Here is an 18,093-nt window from a genome sequence, read left to right on the forward strand (position 1 = left end):
CGCACTATGACAGCGCAAGAACTTTTCAATCGTCTCAAGAGCATTCAGCCGGGTGCCGTTCTTTGCAACTACACCATGGAATACTGCGAAAAATTGATTCCGATTATCAACGAAATCAACGAACTCAAAAAAGAACGCAACGCGGTGATTCTCGCCCACAGTTACGTGGCACCGGAAATCGTCCTCGGTGTTGCCGACTACGACGGTGATAGTTTCAAGCTGAGCCAGGACGCTACCAAGGTCCAAGCCGACATGATTATTTTTGCCGCGGTCCGCTTCATGGGCGAAACGGCAAAGATTTTGAATCCGACGAAAGAAGTGATCATTCCGGGTCCGCTTTCCGGTTGCAGCCTCGCCGACAGCATTACCGGCGAAGACGTGAAAAAGCTCCGTGCAAAATATCCGGGTTATACGGTCGCCTGCTACATCAACACGACCGCTGATGTGAAAGCGGAATGCGATGTCTGCGTCACGAGCTCCAACGTTTACAAAATCATCGCAAACCTTCCAAACGACAAGATCATCTTTGTCCCGGACCGTTTGATGGGGGCAAACCTTCAGGAAGCTCTTGAAAAGAACGGCATCCACAAGGAAATCGTTCTGTTCTCCGGTTGCTGCTATGTGCATGAAAAGTACGATCCGGAACTCATCAGTTTCTTCCGAAGCCAGAATCCAGGGCTCCGCGTGGTGAGCCATCCGGAATGCCATCCGGGCGTCGCCCTTTTGAGCGATTACGTCGGCAGTACCGGTCAGATGGTCAAGTACATCAAGGACCAGCCGGAAGGCACCCCGTTCCTGCTTCTCACGGAATGCGGCTTGAACGCTCGCATGCATTATGAATTCCCGAACAAGCAGTTCATCGGCAGTTGCAGCATGTGCAAGTACATGAAGTCGAATTCGCTCGAAAACATTCTTGAATCTCTGCGTCACCCAGAAATGGCTTCCAAGGTGGAACTCTCCGCCGACGTAGCAGCCCGCGCCAAGCACTGCATTGACGAAATGTTCCGCTACGCAGCGATGTAATCTTGCAACGGAGGTCCGATGAGATTCCTTTCGAAGCTTCTGATTCTTTTGTTGATTGTGACCGGTACAAGTTTTGCCGGTTACCGCGGAAAAGTCATTTGGCACCGAAGCTACTTCATTTCCCTCGGCGTGGATGCGCTCTTCTCCTTGGGCGGTGACTTGAACGGTGACGGAGCTATCGAAGCCAACGGCGATGACACCGATGACGTCGTTTACCTTCCCCACATCGGATCTTTCCCATTGCCGAACATCGAAGCGGGTGTAAACTTTAACCAACACACGATTGCCGTCCATTTCGGCATTTGGCAGCCTGACGTCCGATACGGCGAAGATACGGATTACTTCACCGAAGACGATGCGAACTACTGGCGCCTTGGCGTGGAATACCGCTACTACTTCTTCTGGCCGGAAGACTTTATGATTGGCCCGGGCCTCGGTTACGCCTTTGCCCGTTACTCCGTCCACGGAGCAGCTATTGGCTTTGACAAGTATGACGGCGAATACCGCGAAGCGGCCGTCTTTGCAACAAACTCTTTTGCCGTTTCGGCAAATATGCGTTACAAGATTCGCCCGTTCGGCATGGATGTCGCTTTGCGTTACCGCCCCACGTTCATCCGCAGCTTAAGCACCGAAACGGCCGGCTACTGCAGCCTTTCCGAAACGCTCTGGCACCACATGATTGAAGTGAGCGCCCGAGTGTTCCTCGAATTCTAAGATTCGACTTCTTAAAAGACCAGCTCCTTACCAATCCTTTTCGGGGCGAGCCTGACCGCGCACCGGTTTCCACGGTTTGCGTTCTCCATGTTCCGCATCAAAGTCTTTGAGCAACTGGGAAGCTTGCTCTGGAGTCATCTGTCCCGGAGGCACGGTTTCCGGATTTTCATTTCCGCCTTGCGGTTGTTCCGGGTTTTCCTGCTCGTTTGAATTGCTGGATTCTCCGTTACCGCCCTGCGAATGACTGGAGTCTGAATTGCTTGACTGAGAATGGCTGGACTGCGAGTCGCTAGAATTTGCACCTTGGGAATCGCTCGAACCGTTTTGATTCTCGTCCTGATTCTGTTGATCCTGATTCTGTTGATCCTGATTTTGCTGATTCTGCTCGTTTTGATTCTTGTCCTGGTTTTGATCCTGGTTCTGATTTTCGTTATTCGGATTGTTCTGCTGATTCTGCTTTTGCTGCTCATCCTTGGATTCTTCGATACGATCCTGAAGCATTTGCAGTTTGGCATCATCCGGGTAATACGAAAGACCTTCCTTGCAGGTGATTTCTGCCGTCGGCAAACGGTTTTGAATGTACTGGAAAGCCGCGTCCGAATAATACTGGGCAGCACTCTTCGGGGCTTTTGCCGCAAAGGCGCATGTGGAAGCAGCCACAACGGAAAGGAACAGGGTAAACTTTTTCACTAGATCACCCCCAAATCGTTATCGGCATTGGACTGATCGATTTTACTCTTGGGAGCACGTCCTGCCTTAATGTCAATTACGTCTTCAATACGTTGAATGTACGGGCCAAAGCTCGAAGCGGTAGAGTCCGAGGCCATCGTATTTTCAAGCAGATTCTTGGCAGGCGTGTATTCGCCGTCCTTGCACATTTGCAGGGCCCGGGCAAGGATCTGTTTTGCATTTTCCGAAAGTTCGGGCTGCTTTTGATCCTGATTTTCGTTCTGCTGATTCTGTTCTTTCTGCTTGTCAATTTCTTCTTTGAGCTTGCGTTGCACAATTTCCACATTGCGCTTCGCATTTTCAAAATTCGGATCGAGATCGATCGCTTTTTTTAAGTAGCCAACCGCTTCACGCCATTTTGCAATGCGTTCCGACGGTTCCGAAGACTTTTCTCCGAGGCGGTAGAACGTGTTTGCCAAATTGAAAGCGGCCTTTGAAGCGATCGAAGAGTCCGGCATGCGAGAAGCGCTTTCGAGTTCCTTCTGCGCTTCTTCGTAATTGCCGAGCTTGTACTGGCACGTTCCGATGTTGTAAAAGAGCAATGGATTCGCAGGTTCATCCTTTCGCGCTTCCATGTACTTTTGAAGCGCTCCCGCAAAGTCGCCCTTGCGGAACAGCTCATTGCCATCGTTGATCGGGCGAGCGAAAGCCGCAATCGCCAAAAGCGAAATTAAAATGAAGATTCTTTTCATTTGCACAACCTTCATCAGCTAAAACGTCCAGCGACCTGCTTGCGCTTTTTTCCGCGTTCCGAAAGGAGCGCTTCTGCCAAAAAGAGCAGCGCCGCGATCGCCAAAAAGATTTGGTAACGGTCCTTGTAATTTTCCACCTGGTCCGAAGAGGTGTCCCGCTTTTCTAAGCTCTGAATTTCCGAGAGCACCTTCTGCAGCTGGAATTCACCCGGGCTTGCGTAAAAATACCGCGCACCTGTAATGCCTGCGATATCCTGCAACGTCTTTTCTTCCAAATGGGTCGTCACAATATTCCCAAAGCGATCCTTGTGATACGAGACGTCTCCATTTTTCGAAGGTTCCGGAATAGGAACACCTTCCTTGGAACCGATGCCGACCGTGTAAATGCGAATGCCCGCTTCTGCCGCTTCCTTCGCCTTTTCCACCGCCTTGGCGTCTTGTTCTTCGCCATCGCTCATCAGCACCATCACAGCGTACTTAGACGGCACCTTGGAACGACGGAACATCTGCAAGCCTTTATCGATTGCCGCGGCAAGATCCGTTCCCGGCAAAAGCCAACCCGGTTCCAAGTCGCGCAAAATCAACTGCACCGTGCCGTAGTCCAAAGTGAGCGGCACTAAGGTCTGCGCTTCACCCGAAAAAGCCACAAGGCCCACACGGTCGCCCGAAAGCGTATCGAGGAATGCAGAAATTTCATGACGGGAACGCACCAAACGATTCGGCTTGACATCTTCCGCAAGCATCGAAAGGGAAATATCCTGGAGCAGCAAAACGTCAAGGCCCTTGCGTTCAATATGTTCCATCTGACGGCCCCACTGCGGACGGGCAAGCGCCAAAATCAAAAACGCAAGACCGAGGAGCAATAGGCTCGTCTTGATCGCACGTCGCCACGGAGAAAGCGAAGTCGCAATCTTCGGGAGCATCGATATGGACGCAAAGCGCGAAGCGAGCTTTTTCCGCCGATGGTACGCATAAATAAAGAGCAACAAAAAAAGCGGGAGCGTAAAGAGAGCCCACAAAAAATTCGGTTCTGCAAATCTCATGGAATCCTCACAAACCGCGTATTCGCGAGCACAAGTTCAAGCAAAATCAAGAGCGCTCCCACAAGGAGCCACGGATAAAACTTTTCCTGGTAACGCGCATAGGCGATCGTTTGAATTTCGGTCTTTTCGAGTCCATCGATTTCGGAATAGATTTTTTCCAAATCGTCCTTGCTTTCTGCACGGTAAAAACGTCCGCCCGTACTGGAGGCGATTTGACTCAACGTTTTTTCATCCAAGCTGTTTTCGGCAGGAATCGGCTGTTCCCCCCACGAGATTTCACCCGTCCAAGGGTTCTGCTGGAACGCGAGGAACGTTCCGCTCTTTTTGCCGACGCCAATCGTATAAACCTTGACTCCAAGCGCCTTTGCCACTTCCGCCGCATGGAGAGGCGGAACAAGGCTCGCATTGTCAATGCCGTCCGTCAAAAGCACCACGACCTTCGACTTCGCATCGGACTTTTCTAAACGCGCCAAGGAATTCATCAAGCCGTCGCCAATTGCGGTGCCGTTGCCCGAAGCCGAGGAATCGTCCACCGCCTGCAAAATTTCAAGCAGTGCACCGTAATCCAAAGTCAACGGCACGAGCGTGTAAGAGTTTCCCGCAAAAACAGAAAGTCCTATGCGGTCGCTTTCACGCTTTTGCACAAATTCAGCCATCACGTTTTTCGCATAGCCCAAACGGGAATAGTCCCAAAAGCGACCGCTCTTCAAAACCTTTTCCGCATTCATCACCCCGAGCTTTGCCTGATCCGTACGGGTCAGCATATCGAGAGTTCCCATGGAACCGGAAACGTCCAAGGCGAGCATAATGTCCACGCCATCCGTCGAAGTGTATTCGACTTCTGTCGCATTCTGCGGACGAGCGAGAGCCACGACAAAGCAGCAAAGCGCAGCCATGCGAAGCGCTGGGACAATGTAGCGGGCACGCACTTTAGAGCCCTTCGCCGCCTTTTTGGCAATCGCGAGCGCCGGGAACTTGATCGTACTTTTTCGTTTATGCGCGTGCCACCACCAGTCCAAAATCAACAGGGGCCCGAGCAAAAGCAAAAAGAACGCTTCGGGATTTTGAAAATGCAAATTAGCGAGATCCATTTGCACCGCCCTTCTTACCGTTCTTGTTCTTTTCTTCTTCCGGGACAGGCTTCGTATCTTCTAAAAGGCGACTCGCCCAATCTTCCCAAAAGACACCGCGGTCGTCGCCGATTTTCATCTTGGCAAACTTCACCGGGTAAGTTTCTTCTTCGAGTTTCACCAAGGACTGCTTGTACGCTTCGGCAAGGCCTGCGATCTGCGAAACACGAGACTTCAACTGCGAAAGTGTCGCGTCGAGAATTCCTTCCGACGGATGTTCGCCGAGGAACCTACGTTCCACATAGCGACGCATAATAAAGCTCAAAGCCGTATAATAATCCGCCTGATTTCCCATGGCAAGAAGCTGCTTTTCACGCAGTTCCTTCAATGCGAGAAAGGCTTCTTCATACGGCGGAAGTCTCGGAGCTTCCTTATTCTTGCGGAACTTTTTGTGCAAGAACCAGCCGAGTACCACCAAAAGGATCGCTCCGAGAACAATCAAAAGTCCCGAAAGCCATGCAGGGAGCCTCGAGTCGTCCAAAGGTTCTTCCACATCCAAAATATCTTCTTCCGAACCGTCTGTCCGCGTCACAACCTTCACCGCCACCGGATCCGTTTTCGTCACCACGGTATCGGCACCCAGAACCGCTCGCACCTCTTGCGGCGCAATCAAAAAATCACCCGCGACAAACGTATTGAGCGTTGCCCGCCAAACGAACTTCTTTTGACCTTTCACTCCCGCAATCGGAATTTCTTCATGCTGCATGTCCTTGACTTCAAAGCTTCCGAGGTTTCCCACAAAGCTCGGTAAATCCACATAAGCGCTTTCCGGAGCGTTCACATCGATTTCATAATCGAAACGATCACCCACAAAAATCTGTGAAGCAGTCGTCGAAGATTTCACCGACAGGTTGAATGCAAATGCGGAAGCTACAGAGATTGCACCGATAATCAGCGCAAGCTTCCTTGTCAAAAATCGAAATTCAAACATCATTAACTCCGACGTCTCTGCAACATTCTAAAATGTTCCACGAGCGGATTCACCGTGTCGCGGAATTCATCCTGAACCTGGCACAGCACATAGTCCACGTTCATTTTCTGGAAAAGGCTCCGGGTCGCTTTCTGGGCCTTTTTCGCCTCGTGCGCAAAGGCTTCACGGAAGGCAGCATCACCCGTATCCACAAGCATCGTCTCACCGGTTTCCGGATCTTCGAATTCCACGAGTCCCACCGGCGGCAGTTCCATTTCACGCGGGTCCATCACCGAAACCGCCAGCATGTCGTGACGCTTGCAAAGGATCTTAAAAGCTTTGTCGAATCCCGAATCCTGAAAGTCCGACATCACCACGATCATCGAACGACGATTCAGTACGCCACCCACATATTCAAGCGCATTCTGTAGATTCGTCCCGTGATGTTCCGGCTTAAAGTACAGGATTTCTCGGATCAAACGCAAAACGTGCTTGCGCCCTTTCGCAGGCGGAATAAAAAGCTCCACCTGATCCGTAAAAATCAAAAGTCCAACCTTGTCGCCCGTCCGCACGGCGGCAAACGAGAGAAGCGCGGTGATGGCCGCCATGGCTTCACCCTTCATTTCCTTTCCCGAACCGAATTCCGAACTGGAACTCGCATCCACCATCAGCATCAAGGTCAGTTCACGTTCTTCCACGAACTTCTTGATGTAAGGAGTCCCCATACGAGCCGTTACGTTCCAATCGATCGAGCGAACGTCATCTCCCGGCACGTACTCGCGGACTTCGCTGAATTCGACGCCATTGCCCTTGAACGAGCTGTGATAAGCGCCAGCCATCATCGAGTCGAGAGATCCCCGCACCGAAAGTTCGATGCGGTTCACCGTTTTGAGAATATCCTTCGAAAGCATATTATGGCACTTCGACAGAATCCAAGATCTTCTGGACAACGAGTTCCGCAGAAACTTCTTCCGCTTCCGCTTCATAGCTCAAAATGATGCGATGACGGAGAACTTCCATCGCCACAGCCTTCACATCTTCCGGCGTCACGTAACCGCGGCCTTCGATGAACGCGTGCGCCTTCGCCGCCTTTGCAAGGCCAATCGAAGCACGCGGAGAACCGCCGACCGAAATAAAGCTCGTCAATTCCGCTTTCTTGATGCTTGCCGGATCGCGCGTCGCAAGAACAAGGTTCACAATGTATTCGCGAATGCGTTCATCCACGTAGATTTCCTTCACCAAGGAACGCGCCTTCAAAATGTCTTCCTTGTTCGCCACGGCACTCGGAATCTTTAAGCCCGTTCCGCTCACCGCTTCAAGGATCTTCATTTCGTCATCCTTGCCCGGATAACCGACCTTCACCTTTAACAAGAAACGATCCACCTGAGCTTCCGGCAACGGATACGTACCTTCCTGTTCAATCGGGTTCTGCGTCGCAAGAACAAGGAACGGTTCGTCGAGCTTGTACGTTTCATCGCCGATCGTAATCATGCGTTCCTGCATCGCTTCGAGAAGGGCGCTCTGCACCTTGGACGGAGCACGGTTGATTTCATCGGCAAGAACGAGGTTCGTAAAGAGAGGTCCCTTGCGGGTTTCAAAACGAGATTCCTTCGCGTTGTAAATCGTCGTACCGAGCAAGTCCGCCGGGAGAAGATCCGGGGTAAACTGAATACGCTTAAAGTCGAGAGAAACCGCACTTGCAAAAGCGGAAACCGCAGTCGTCTTCGCAAGTCCCGGAAGGCCTTCCAAAAGAATATGACCGTCGGCAAAAATACCGGTGAGAATGCTCTTCACCATGTCCTTTTGACCGATCACGGTCCCTTCTACTTCACGCAAAAGATCTGTGCAAAAATAGCCCTGATCCTTAATCTTTTCCGTCAATTCTTGTACGTTTGTCATCTTGACCTCATTCGTCTTCTTCAATGTTTAACAGTTTTGCTGCGGTTTTCCAGGTTTCCTTATTTTGGAAAGCGTCGCGTTCTCCGCCTCCATAACGAGCATGGGCAAATTCCTCTAGCAGGGAATCAAAACCTTCCAAAGTCCCTGCCTTGGCAAGTTCCTCCAGATTATCGCTACCATACCGCATCATAGCCCATGATTTACAAATTTTTTCCAAATCAAGCAACCAAGCGCGGCTATCCGCCTTGGCGATTCTCTTCTTCAAAAGCAAGAATTCTTCGGCAAGTTCTGCGTCTTCCTGTTTTACCGCCTTTTTCTTCGCTTCAGAGCTTCTCTTTTTTTGCAGAACGACCAACAGCGCTCCGAGAACGATTCCAAACACGCACACGCCCAGAATCAAAAACTGAACGGTGTCCGAAGGCTCTTCAATGCGGAACGAGACGATATCCGTCTGAACTTCCACAGCCCCTTCCGCCGAAGGAATCTGAAAATGCAATGCCGGAATCGAAACGTTCCCCGAATCGTCCGCCAAAAGCTTGTACACGAACTGCGTATTCGAAACGGACTTTCCGTTATGCACCACTTGGGAATGTTCTTCTCGCAACCCGATCTGCGTCACGCCCTTGGTATTGGCAGAACTCGTCGGCACCACCAGCAGAGCGTTCCGCCCCGCCGAAGCTTCCCAGGTCACATTCACCCGGTATTCAAAAGTATCGCCTTTAACGATTGTTTCGGGAAGCGCATCCGCATGGACAGAAACTTTAATCTGCGCAGGTTCCACAGCAGCCGAACCTTCAACACTTGCAGAACTTTGTTCTAAAACTTCTTCGTTCATCATTTGGAATATAATAAAGGCTTATTTTCAAAACGTCACAAAAAGTTCACGGGAAAGTAAAAAATCGCCCGGCACAAGTCGGGCGATTTTTCAATTTCAAGCGAGAAGGATTAGATTCCCATATTGCTCGGCTTCGTGTAGTAACCGTTCAACAGCTGACTGTACATCATCTGAAGAATATTCGGGAAGTAGCTCGAAGCAGATGTCTGCATGGACGTTCCGTTCAACAAAGTCGTGCAAGAATTCAGCCATTCCGCAGAATTGCCAGCCATACCGGTTGCGCACCAGGCAGCCTGCCAGTGCACAGGAACCGCCTGGCCTTGGATATCGGCTCCGACGCTCAAATTCCAAGAGTAGTTCACCGCCGGGATTGAAGCCGGATCGTTGTTCGACTTTTCCATGATGAACTTGTTCAAGGTGTTCAGCACTTCTGCAGCGCGTTCATCCGAGAACCAGTAGTAATCCCAAGCGATACGCCACGGAATACGCACGGATTCCTTGTTGAAGGTCCAGTACGTAGTCTTTGCACTGTTGTTCGGCGGGTTGATCGCATTGCCTTCGCCATCGCTCCAGTCCGGAAAAACGCCCGTACCAGCGTCCTGCACCTTCTTCATGTAGGCATACTGAGCATCGAGCACAGATTTCCAGTCATGATTTTTATCCACCACGGCGAACAAGCGAAGTGCCACCGGAGAGAAGTAGCTCAAGTTGTAAGACGGATTCGCGGCAGCCTTCCAGGTCGGCGTGTCACCCGAATAGAGGAGGTTATTCGAGGTATTGACTTCGTTATCCCATAGAGCGTTGATCAGAGTCAAAGCATCATTCAAGTAACCCGTGTTGCCCGTCTTATAGTAGGCGAGAACGAGGGAGGTTGCGATATCCAAGTCTGCGTCCGTTGCACTCGACACATCCGGAATATCCCAACCGAAGCTCGACACGAGCCACGGCATCAAACCACGACCGCTTGCATAGGCTGAATTACGGTAAGCCTGGTTGTAAACCCAAAGAGCGTTGAACGCTTCCAGGTCGCCTTCAAAAAGCGTAATGAGCATGCCATAACCAATGCCTTCCGACACCGTACAGCCACGCTTGTACATATTCGAACCCGAAGCTTCCGCAATCGTGCAGCTCGCCGAGTTAAAAGTCGACCAAATCACACGGGCAGCCGTCATGCCCTGCGCCGTATAGGCACCAAAGACCGTCGAAAATTCAGCGCCCCAAGTTGGGTAACGGGAAGCTTCTTCATTCAAAGTGATGTAGTGGAAAGCCTTCCAGGTATCATAAAGGCTCGACGTCACCGACTGATCTGCAGTCGTCGGGAATACACCCGAAGTCGTTCCACCCGTCGCTGCATCAATAAAGGCGCTGTTCATCGAAGACGTCGCCACCGGCGTCGACGAAGAGCTGCTTATAACAGCCATCGAAGAGCTGCTTAAAGCAGCCTCCAAAGAGGAAGAAACGCCATCATAGACAGAGGAAGAGGAATTAATCGGAGTCACAACGCTACTGTAATAGGCAGTAGCAGAAGACGTCAAAGTCGGATCGGGCGAAGAAGCGCTGTCGCCACCACAAGCCGAAAGACCAAAAGCGGCAAGCAGGGCAAGAGATCCAGCGCAAAGATTCAAGTTCATAATTTCTCCGGGGATATGGGCAAATAACTACCTGTGGGTAGCCGCCACAAATATACACATCCATTTTTAAAAAACCGTGAAATGAAAACGAAATTTTAAATAAAAAAAGAAGAATGAAGCCTGCGTCACAGACTTCATTCTTCTACAGTTTTCCAAATGCCGATAGAGGCTTAAATGCCCATATTACTCGGCTTCACATACATGCCATTCAACAGCTGGCTGTACATCATCTGGAGAATGTTCGGGAAGTAACTCGAAGCGGAAGTTTGCATTACCGTGGCGTTCAAGACATTCGTGCAAGTGTTCAACCAATCCATTGAATTGCCCGCCATACCGGTTGCGCACCAAGCAGCTTGCCACTGGGTCGGCAAATTCTGGCCTTGGATATCGGCTCCAATGCTCAAATTCCAGGAGTAGTTCACCGCCGGAATCGAAAGCGGATCATTATTCGATCTTGCCATGATGAAGTTATTCAAGGTGTTCAACACCGATGCAGCACGTTCATCCGCAAACCAGTAATAGTCCCAAGCGATACGCCACGGAATACGCACGGATTCCTTGTTGAAGGTCCAGTACGTAGTCTTTGCACTGTTGTTCGGCGGGTTGATCGCATTGCCGCTGCCATCGCTCCAGTCCGGAAAAACGCCCGTACCGGCTGCCTGTACATTCAGCATATAGGTGTACTGCGCATTCAGCACAGAAGTCCAATCATGATTCTTGTCTACAAGAGCGAACAAGCGGAGTGCCACCGGAGAGAAGTAGCTCAAGTTGTAAGACGGATTCGCGGCAGCCTTCCAAGTCGGCGTATCGCCCGAATACAGGAGATGATTGCTCAAGTTGACTTCGTTATCCCACAAGGCGGCAATCAAAGTCAAGGCATCGTTCAAGTATGCCGTATTGCCCGACATGTAGTACGCGAGAATGAGGGAGGTCGCAATATCCAAGTCCGCATCCGTTGCACTCGATTCATCCGGAATATCCCAACTGAAGCTCGAAGTGAGCCACGGCATCAATCCACGGCCGCTTGCATACGCGGAATTACGGTAAGCCTGGCTATAAATCCACAAACGGTTGAATGCGTCCCAGTCCCCCTGGAAGAGCGTAATAAGCATACCATAACCGATACCTTCCGATACCGTGCAGCCACGCTTGTACATATTCGAACCCGAAGCTTCCGCAATCGTGCAGCTCGCCGAGTTGAAAGTCGACCAAATAACACGCGCAGCACCCAAACCCTGCGCCGTATAGGCACCAAAGACCGTCGAAAATTCAGCACCCCAAGTCGGGTAACGAGTAGCTTCATCTTCCAACGTAATGTAATGGAAAGCCTTCCAGGTATCATACAACGCTGCCGTATAAGTCGGATTCGCCGTTGCCGGGAGAATACCCGAAGTCGACGCACCGCCACCACCTGCAGAAGAAGTCTGGGTCGATGACGAAGAATTTTCCGGGGATGCGGAAGTCGAGCTGCTCGTACTGCAAGCCGACAAACCGAATGCGGCACAGAGAGCGAAAGCTCCCAAAGAAGATTTCAAATTCATAAAGTCTCCAGGATGAATTTTGAACGGCCATCAGGCAAATTACGTTCTAAATATATAACGATTATTTGAGAATTCCTGCAAACGAAAGCAAAAATTTAGCTTACAAAAAAAAGAATGGAATCTGTATCACAGATTCCATTCCTAAAGCTCAAAAGAGTTTTCTCAGATTACTTGAGAATGATCTTCTGGTTGAAGTTTGCCTTGCCAGCAACGCGGACCATGTAGACGCCAGCGTCGAAGGAAGCGAGGTTCAAGGAAGCAGAAGAGGAGTTGAGAACGCTCTTCAAAACAACCTGACCCTGGAGGTTGATCACTTCAACAGTTGCACCAGCGTTCACGCCAGACAGAGCGAGCGTACGGCCAGCAACGGAAGCCTTCACAGCGGAAGCGGAAGAAACAGCCTTGATGCCCGCAAGACCGCACTTGCCGAGTTCGCCGATCGTAGCAACGTTGAATTCAGTAGACTTGCCGTCAGCAGCAGCGATCTTGAACTTGATAGCGGCAGCGGAAGCGAGAACGACAGACTGGTCAACCTTCGTGCCCCAGCCGGATTCCTGCTTGAAGGAGCTCCACGGGAGGTCAACGACAGCTTCAGAAGCCTGAATCTTCAAGGAAGCCTTGTAGTTGTTGTAAGCAGTCACCGTGGCTTCGTCAGCCGGAGCGATTTCGAGAGCCGGAGCAATGCCAGTGGACTTGTAACCGATGCAGATACCACCCCAAGAAGAGATGTCATTACCGCCCTGGGCGCCGCCGCTCAGGTTGAAGCCAACACCGACGAACGGATAAGAGTACGGGCCACCCATGGTCGCAGTACCGCAGACACCGCCGCAAGCGTCGATAATCGGGTCCATAGCGTCTTCAGCGTATGCGTTACCCTTACCAGTCGGCCAAGTGATGCTGGAGGTACCCGGACCATTGTCAGCGGTTTCCTTGTTATCGTTGTAATCGTACCAGTAACCATAGGTGTCGGTACCATCATCGAAACCGGTTTCAACGCGGTATTCGGAGTTTGCACCAACCCAAGTGTCCATAGCGAAAGACATAGAAACAGCTGCGAGAACTGCAGATGCTGCTAAGATTTTCTTGTTCATATTTTCTCTCTCTTGTTAATGTGGATGCCCAATAAGGGCGGTTTGCAAGCTAATATATCTTTTTTTCTGAAAAAAGAAAGTGATTTTTCCATTCCTTAACTTTTTTTTGCAAAGTTCCTTTTTTATGGGAAATATCGCACTTTGGTTTACAGATTTTTACATTTTGAATTCGACTTTTGGGGCAAAAATAATCGTAAAGCGTGACGAATTGCAAACAAACTATCATTTAACTTTTTTATACAATAAAAGAAATCCGTTTCTTTTTGAGTTGGATTATTTTCGGAGGTATGAAAAAGTCATCTAAATCCCTTCTTTTCTTAGGCTTTACGGCGGCATCCCTCTCCTTCGCAGGGACTCCACAGTTTCCATTCCCGCAGAACCAAGCCTATCCTTACGGCAACACGTTCAAATCTGCCACAATTGACTCTCTCAAGAACCATTTTAAGATGTGGAAAGGCGCTTGGTACACCGAAGCGGGTACCTATTATCAAAAATATGAAGGCGCCACCGCAAATGCAAACGCCGGCATGCCTGCCGGCACGGCTCGTATCATTAGCCCGAACGCCCACTCCGAATACACGGTTTCCGAAGGCATCGCCTACGGCATGCTTATCATGGTCTATATGTCTAGCACAACCGATGACCACCAGGCGGAATTCGATAAACTCTGGAAATATTGGAAGTGCTACGGCAAGGGCTTGAACGGAAGCGGTTGCAATAGCTGGAGCGGCCAGGGCATGGACTGGGAAATCGACAACGAATCCGGCTCCATAATCGGCAGCGGTACGGCGAGCGACGCAGAATTTGATGCAGCAGTCGCCTTGATTATGGCTTACAAGCAGTGGGGCGACGCCTCTTACCTGAGCGATGCCAAGCAGTTGATCTCTTGGATCAAGAGCAACGACATGGAATCCGACGGAAGCATTAAACCGGGCAGCAACTGGAACCCGGCATTCAACCCGAGCTATACAGCCGTCGCAGCATTCCAATTGTTCTATGAAGTGACAAGCGATAGTTTTTGGCAGACGGCGATTTCGACGTCCCTTACCCATTTGCGCGCTTGCCAGAACTCCGTGACCGGCCTGATGCCGGACTGGTGCGACTGGAGCTCGCATCAGGCGATTCAGCCTAACGCTGCCGTTTCGGGTGGATATCTGGGATTTTATGACGATGCGGCCCGCACTCCGTGGAGACTCGCCTGGGGCTATGCCTGGTACGGCATTGCTGGCGCCAAGGAAGCTAACGACGCGATTATCGGCTGGCTCGATTCCGCCACTTATGGATACGCAGGCATGATCCTTCCGGGCTACAACCTAGACGGTTCTTCGGACAACGAAGTGTTCGTTTCGTCTACCTATGCAGGCGGCCTCGGTCTTTCGATGCTTTCGGCAGACGCTCCGAAGTCCTACCTGGAAAACCTGTATTACACGCTTTCCAATACAGAAGGCAAGGAAACTTTGACCGCATCCAAGGGTGAAAATTACTTTGCTGCGACGTTGAACGTTCTTTACATGCTCCTTCTCACCGGTAACATGCCGAACTTCTACAATATGGAAGGTTACACGGTCTTTACTCCGGACCCGACGAATGTTCTGACTCCGTCCGCTCCGGCAGGCACATTGATGCCAGTGGGTTCGGGCGCAACGATTTCCGGTTTCTGGAACTGGGGCGGTTACTCGGATAAATTCGGCGTTACCAAGATGTATCCGGATTCCGGCAGCACGGCGATTTACCAGCAGGACGACGGTTCTTACGTTGTCGCCATGGAAGCTTTCCTCGCTCCGGAACCGACCTATATCGGCGGCGTGGAATTGAACTACCCGTTTGCCGGTGTCGCATGTTCCTTTGACGAAGACGAAAGCTATTATGACTTGAGCGACATTTCCACGGTTCACGTCGTTTACAAGAGCCAGGGCGTGATGCGTTTCGCCCTCCTTGACCAGGAAACTTTGCTTCAGGATCAAGAAGGCGGCGAACCGGGCTACTACCTGCATCCGACCGAAGATTGGAGAGCTATCGACATCGATATTACAGCCAATGCAAACGATGTCTTCAACTCTCTCACTTACCCGTCTTGGGTGAACTTCGAAAGCTACCGTTCTGACGTTGTCAAGGCGGTTCGCGGTTTCAAGTTCGACGTGAAAATGCAAAAGGCTGGCTACGCTTCCTTCGCCCTGAAGGAAGTAAGCCTTCTCGATGCAACAGGAAACGTCGTCACGAACTTGAAAGACATTAACGGCATTCAAACTCCAAAGGTTACTGTCCAGAAGTCCCTGCTTCGTCGCGAAGGGAATCAAATCTATTACCAGCAGGCTTCGAACGGTGCAAAGCTCCGCGTTTATGACTTGAACGGCACTCTGCTTTCTTCCAAGAGCATCCAGGGTTCCGGTCAGGTTGCCATCGATCAGCTTGCTCCGGCTAGCGGCCTGTACGTTCTGCGTCTTTCGGACGGTGCCAATTCTCAAACTCTGAAAATTCAGAAATAAGCGTTCAACTTGGGAGTGGGTACCTTAGGAGATTTCTATGAAGAAACTTACCAAACTTCTCGTCGCAGGCGCCTTGGCGTTTGCGGCAGCCGCCTCGGCGGACGCCACAACCGCCAAGCCTTACCGAGTAGGTCCGGTGCAAAACTACGGCGCGCTCGGCACCAGCGGAGGTGAAGTCATCAGCCAAAAAACCAATAAGCCCGCAATGCTTCGCGGCGTAAGCCTTTTCTGGTCCGATGCAACCGGCTTGCAATATTACAAACCGGACGTCATCGCGTGGGCAGCCAAGAATTTGGGCATCGATGTGTTCCGCTTTGCCATGGGCGTGCAGTATTACGACAGCAACGGCGGCACAAGCAATCCGATGGAAGAAGGCTATTCTTACATGACCTCTCCGGAAACCTATATTTCCAAAGTGGACCAGATGGTACAAGCGGCGGTGGAAAACGACGTCTATATCATCATTGACTGGCACAGCCACCGTGCAGAAAACGAAATCACGGCAGCAGATACCTTCTTTACCCGCATGGCAAAGACCTACGGCAAGATTCCGAACGTGATTTTTGAAATCTACAACGAGCCGGTGAACACCGCATGGTCCACCATCACAAGCTATGCAAACACCGTTGCAGGTCACATTCGCCAATACAGCGACAACCTGATTCTCGTAGGAACCCCGAGCTGGTCCCAGCTCACTAACTACGGTGACGTCACAGCCACAAACGTGGCGTATGTATTCCACTTCTACGCAGGAACTCACACAGTTGGCACATTCGGCAGCCGCATTTCCGCTGCAAAGAAAGCAGGCAATGCCGTGTTTATTTCGGAATGGGGCACCACAGCCGCAGACGGCAAGGGTTCCGCAAACGAAAGTAACACAAACGACTGGCTTTCCTTTATGGAAACGAACCGTATCAGTAACTGCAACTGGAGCCTTCGCCAATACACAAGCCCCGTGGATAATTCTGAAGAAGGATCCGCGATCTTTGCAGGCAATGCCTTCCTCACCAATGCGGAAGACTTGAATAATGCGACCTATACAGCTTCCGGCACGATTGTGAAGAATTATCTATCCAAGTACAAAGGCAGCTGGGCAGACTCTTTGATTGCGGGCAACACGAGCGGTTCTTGCCACTTCAACAGCACGACCGTTACCGAAACAGCAGGTGCTCTCACGACACTCCTGAAATCCGGTTGTTCGTACACCTCTAGCGATGAAACGGTAGCCTCGGTGAACGGAAGCACGTTGAACATTCTCTCTGCTGGTTATGCCATTTTGACGGCAAACGACAATTCTCAATCGATCGTTGTCGTTGAAAAAGAACCGGAACAGATCGTATCTGGCCTTTCCGACTTCACCTGTCGTTATGGCGGATCCTGCACTCAGAGCCATTCCATGGTCAACTACTCTGGTACAAGCGACTACGAAACGCTTTTGACTACATCCTTCACAACGGTTCAAGGCGGAGCTCTGACTTTTGAATCCTTGACTCCAGAAATTCTTACAGTTAAACTGGCCACCTGCACAAATTCCAAATACTGCTACAGTGCTTTGAATTCGACAGCCGTGATGGCAGAATTCACCACTGTCCTCGGCGATGGCAAAATCCGCGTTACCGCTCCGGCAGTTTCCGGTTACCGCGCCATGGACGATACGATTACGGTCACATTCGCCAAGGGTCAGCAACGTATCTATTCAAAGTTCAAGAATAGAACTTTAACTTTCGGTGCCGTTACCGAAGCGAACGCTCTCCCCGACACGATGATGGCAGAACAGATTCCGGTTTCTTACACGTATAACGGAGCCGAATTCTCCCCATACCTGCAAAAGGTCGGCACAACGATCGTCGCTGGCACAGAAAACGCGATTGTGAAGATTACGGCTACCGCTCCGGAAACCGACCACTACGAAGCCTTCGAAAAGTCGATTACCGTAATTGTCGGCGACAGCGCTGCCGCAGTCAACAAGGATGAATATTACGCCACCCCGATTATTTCCAAGGCAGATGTCGCACCGTTCCGCACTCAGGTGCAAAACAACAGCCTTTTGCTCCAGGTTCCGCAGGCAGGCCTTGTGCAGTGGACAGTTTTCTCTTCCTTGGGCAAGGTTGTCGCTTCGAACAAGGAACACATGTCTGCAGGCTCCCACCTGATTTCCTTGGAACAGATTCCGACAGGTTCTTACTTCCTCAAGGTCCGTCAAGGTACAAACGTCGGTTCCTTCCACTGGAACAAGCGCTAAATTCTAAGCCTTCGCCTTTCGCCTAAGCACAAACATTTCGCCCCGCAAGAGCGGGGCTTTTTTGCGTACCGATTGACTCATCCTAAAGAAGCTCACAAGCTCTAAAGTTCAATCCATGAATCGTACA

Annotated in this window: 15 protein-coding genes; 4 read left to right on the plus strand and 11 right to left on the minus strand. The window is 50.8% G+C overall.

Annotated elements, in window-relative coordinates:
• The first annotated feature begins 6 nt into the window (after positions 1-6).
• Both nadA and BGX16_RS04365 read left to right on the plus strand, forming a co-directional pair.
• The gene (gene nadA, locus BGX16_RS04360) at positions 7-1,023 is read left to right on the plus strand and encodes a quinolinate synthase NadA (RefSeq protein WP_100424953.1); all 1,017 of its coding nucleotides are present in this window, start codon (positions 7-9) and stop codon (positions 1,021-1,023) included.
• Between the two features lie 18 nt (positions 1,024-1,041).
• Positions 1,042-1,737: an outer membrane beta-barrel protein gene (locus BGX16_RS04365; RefSeq protein WP_100424954.1), complete on the plus strand. Its 696-nt coding sequence runs from the start codon at positions 1,042-1,044 to the stop codon at positions 1,735-1,737.
• 27 nt (positions 1,738-1,764) lie between these two features.
• Here BGX16_RS04365 and BGX16_RS14515 read toward each other — a convergent pair whose 3' ends face one another.
• The 11 genes from BGX16_RS14515 to BGX16_RS04420 form a co-directional block, all read right to left on the minus strand.
• Positions 1,765-2,427, minus strand: coding sequence for a hypothetical protein (locus BGX16_RS14515; RefSeq protein ID WP_146139493.1), 663 nt, complete (start codon positions 2,425-2,427; stop codon positions 1,765-1,767).
• Complete coding sequence (locus BGX16_RS04375; RefSeq protein WP_241899445.1) at positions 2,427-3,158, minus strand: tetratricopeptide repeat protein; 732 nt, start codon at positions 3,156-3,158, stop codon at positions 2,427-2,429. Before BGX16_RS04375 ends, BGX16_RS14515 begins: the two co-directional genes overlap by 1 nt.
• A 14-nt stretch (positions 3,159-3,172) precedes the next feature.
• Positions 3,173-4,201: a VWA domain-containing protein gene (locus BGX16_RS04380; RefSeq protein ID WP_100424956.1), complete on the minus strand. Its 1,029-nt coding sequence runs from the start codon at positions 4,199-4,201 to the stop codon at positions 3,173-3,175.
• Positions 4,198-5,292, minus strand: a complete 1,095-nt coding sequence (locus BGX16_RS04385; RefSeq protein WP_100424957.1) for a vWA domain-containing protein — start codon at positions 5,290-5,292, stop codon at positions 4,198-4,200. The genes BGX16_RS04380 and BGX16_RS04385 overlap by 4 nt, the downstream gene beginning before the upstream one ends.
• A complete protein-coding gene (locus tag BGX16_RS04390; RefSeq protein WP_100424958.1) occupies positions 5,279-6,265 on the minus strand; it encodes a hypothetical protein in 987 nt (328 codons plus the stop codon). The genes BGX16_RS04385 and BGX16_RS04390 overlap by 14 nt, the downstream gene beginning before the upstream one ends.
• On the minus strand, positions 6,265-7,152 hold the full coding sequence (locus BGX16_RS04395) for a DUF58 domain-containing protein (RefSeq protein ID WP_100424959.1): 888 nt from the start codon (positions 7,150-7,152) through the stop codon (positions 6,265-6,267). The genes BGX16_RS04390 and BGX16_RS04395 overlap by 1 nt, the downstream gene beginning before the upstream one ends.
• Before the next feature lies 1 nt (position 7,153).
• Entirely contained in the window at positions 7,154-8,140 is a 987-nt protein-coding gene (locus BGX16_RS04400) for an AAA family ATPase (protein ID WP_100426751.1), read from the minus strand.
• Positions 8,141-8,147: 7 nt separating this feature from the next.
• On the minus strand, positions 8,148-8,978 hold the full coding sequence (locus tag BGX16_RS04405) for a BatD family protein (protein WP_100424960.1): 831 nt from the start codon (positions 8,976-8,978) through the stop codon (positions 8,148-8,150).
• Positions 8,979-9,085: 107 nt separating this feature from the next.
• The gene (locus tag BGX16_RS04410) at positions 9,086-10,606 is read right to left on the minus strand and encodes a glycosyl hydrolase family 8 (protein WP_100424961.1); all 1,521 of its coding nucleotides are present in this window, start codon (positions 10,604-10,606) and stop codon (positions 9,086-9,088) included.
• Positions 10,607-10,776: 170 nt separating this feature from the next.
• Positions 10,777-12,147 carry a glycosyl hydrolase family 8 gene (locus BGX16_RS04415; protein WP_100424962.1) on the minus strand — a complete coding sequence of 457 codons (1,371 nt, stop codon included), beginning with the start codon at positions 12,145-12,147 and terminating at the stop codon, positions 10,777-10,779.
• 167 nt (positions 12,148-12,314) lie between these two features.
• A complete protein-coding gene (locus BGX16_RS04420; RefSeq protein ID WP_100424963.1) occupies positions 12,315-13,238 on the minus strand; it encodes a T9SS type A sorting domain-containing protein in 924 nt (307 codons plus the stop codon).
• A gap of 287 nt (positions 13,239-13,525) precedes the next feature.
• Here BGX16_RS04420 and BGX16_RS04430 point away from each other — a divergent pair, with 287 nt between their 5' ends.
• Together BGX16_RS04430 and BGX16_RS04435 are read left to right on the plus strand one after the other, a co-directional pair.
• Positions 13,526-15,724, plus strand: a complete 2,199-nt coding sequence (locus BGX16_RS04430; RefSeq protein WP_100424965.1) for a glycosyl hydrolase family 8 — start codon at positions 13,526-13,528, stop codon at positions 15,722-15,724.
• A 37-nt stretch (positions 15,725-15,761) separates the two neighbouring features.
• Complete coding sequence (locus tag BGX16_RS04435) at positions 15,762-17,966, plus strand: cellulase family glycosylhydrolase (RefSeq protein ID WP_100424966.1); 2,205 nt, start codon at positions 15,762-15,764, stop codon at positions 17,964-17,966.
• The last annotated feature ends 127 nt before the right edge of the window (positions 17,967-18,093 follow it).

Origin of the sequence: Hallerella succinigenes (assembly GCF_002797675.1) — a bacterium.
Classification (GTDB): domain Bacteria; phylum Fibrobacterota; class Fibrobacteria; order Fibrobacterales; family Fibrobacteraceae; genus Hallerella; species Hallerella succinigenes.

Coding starts and splice junctions, on each gene's coding strand:
- BGX16_RS04415 (WP_100424962.1), bottom strand. CDS start 12,147: ATGAATTTGAAATCTTCTTTGGGAGCTTTCGCTCTCTGTGCCGCATTC.
- BGX16_RS04365 (WP_100424954.1), top strand. CDS start 1,042: ATGAGATTCCTTTCGAAGCTTCTGATTCTTTTGTTGATTGTGACCGGT.
- BGX16_RS04390 (WP_100424958.1), bottom strand. CDS start 6,265: ATGATGTTTGAATTTCGATTTTTGACAAGGAAGCTTGCGCTGATTATC.
- BGX16_RS04380 (WP_100424956.1), bottom strand. CDS start 4,201: ATGAGATTTGCAGAACCGAATTTTTTGTGGGCTCTCTTTACGCTCCCG.
- BGX16_RS04385 (WP_100424957.1), bottom strand. CDS start 5,292: ATGGATCTCGCTAATTTGCATTTTCAAAATCCCGAAGCGTTCTTTTTG.
- BGX16_RS04405 (WP_100424960.1), bottom strand. CDS start 8,978: ATGATGAACGAAGAAGTTTTAGAACAAAGTTCTGCAAGTGTTGAAGGT.
- BGX16_RS04435 (WP_100424966.1), top strand. CDS start 15,762: ATGAAGAAACTTACCAAACTTCTCGTCGCAGGCGCCTTGGCGTTTGCG.
- BGX16_RS04410 (WP_100424961.1), bottom strand. CDS start 10,606: ATGAACTTGAATCTTTGCGCTGGATCTCTTGCCCTGCTTGCCGCTTTT.
- BGX16_RS04400 (WP_100426751.1), bottom strand. CDS start 8,140: ATGACAAACGTACAAGAATTGACGGAAAAGATTAAGGATCAGGGCTAT.
- nadA (WP_100424953.1), top strand. CDS start 7: ATGACAGCGCAAGAACTTTTCAATCGTCTCAAGAGCATTCAGCCGGGT.
- BGX16_RS04395 (WP_100424959.1), bottom strand. CDS start 7,152: ATGCTTTCGAAGGATATTCTCAAAACGGTGAACCGCATCGAACTTTCG.
- BGX16_RS04420 (WP_100424963.1), bottom strand. CDS start 13,238: ATGAACAAGAAAATCTTAGCAGCATCTGCAGTTCTCGCAGCTGTTTCT.
- BGX16_RS04430 (WP_100424965.1), top strand. CDS start 13,526: ATGAAAAAGTCATCTAAATCCCTTCTTTTCTTAGGCTTTACGGCGGCA.
- BGX16_RS04375 (WP_241899445.1), bottom strand. CDS start 3,158: ATGAAAAGAATCTTCATTTTAATTTCGCTTTTGGCGATTGCGGCTTTC.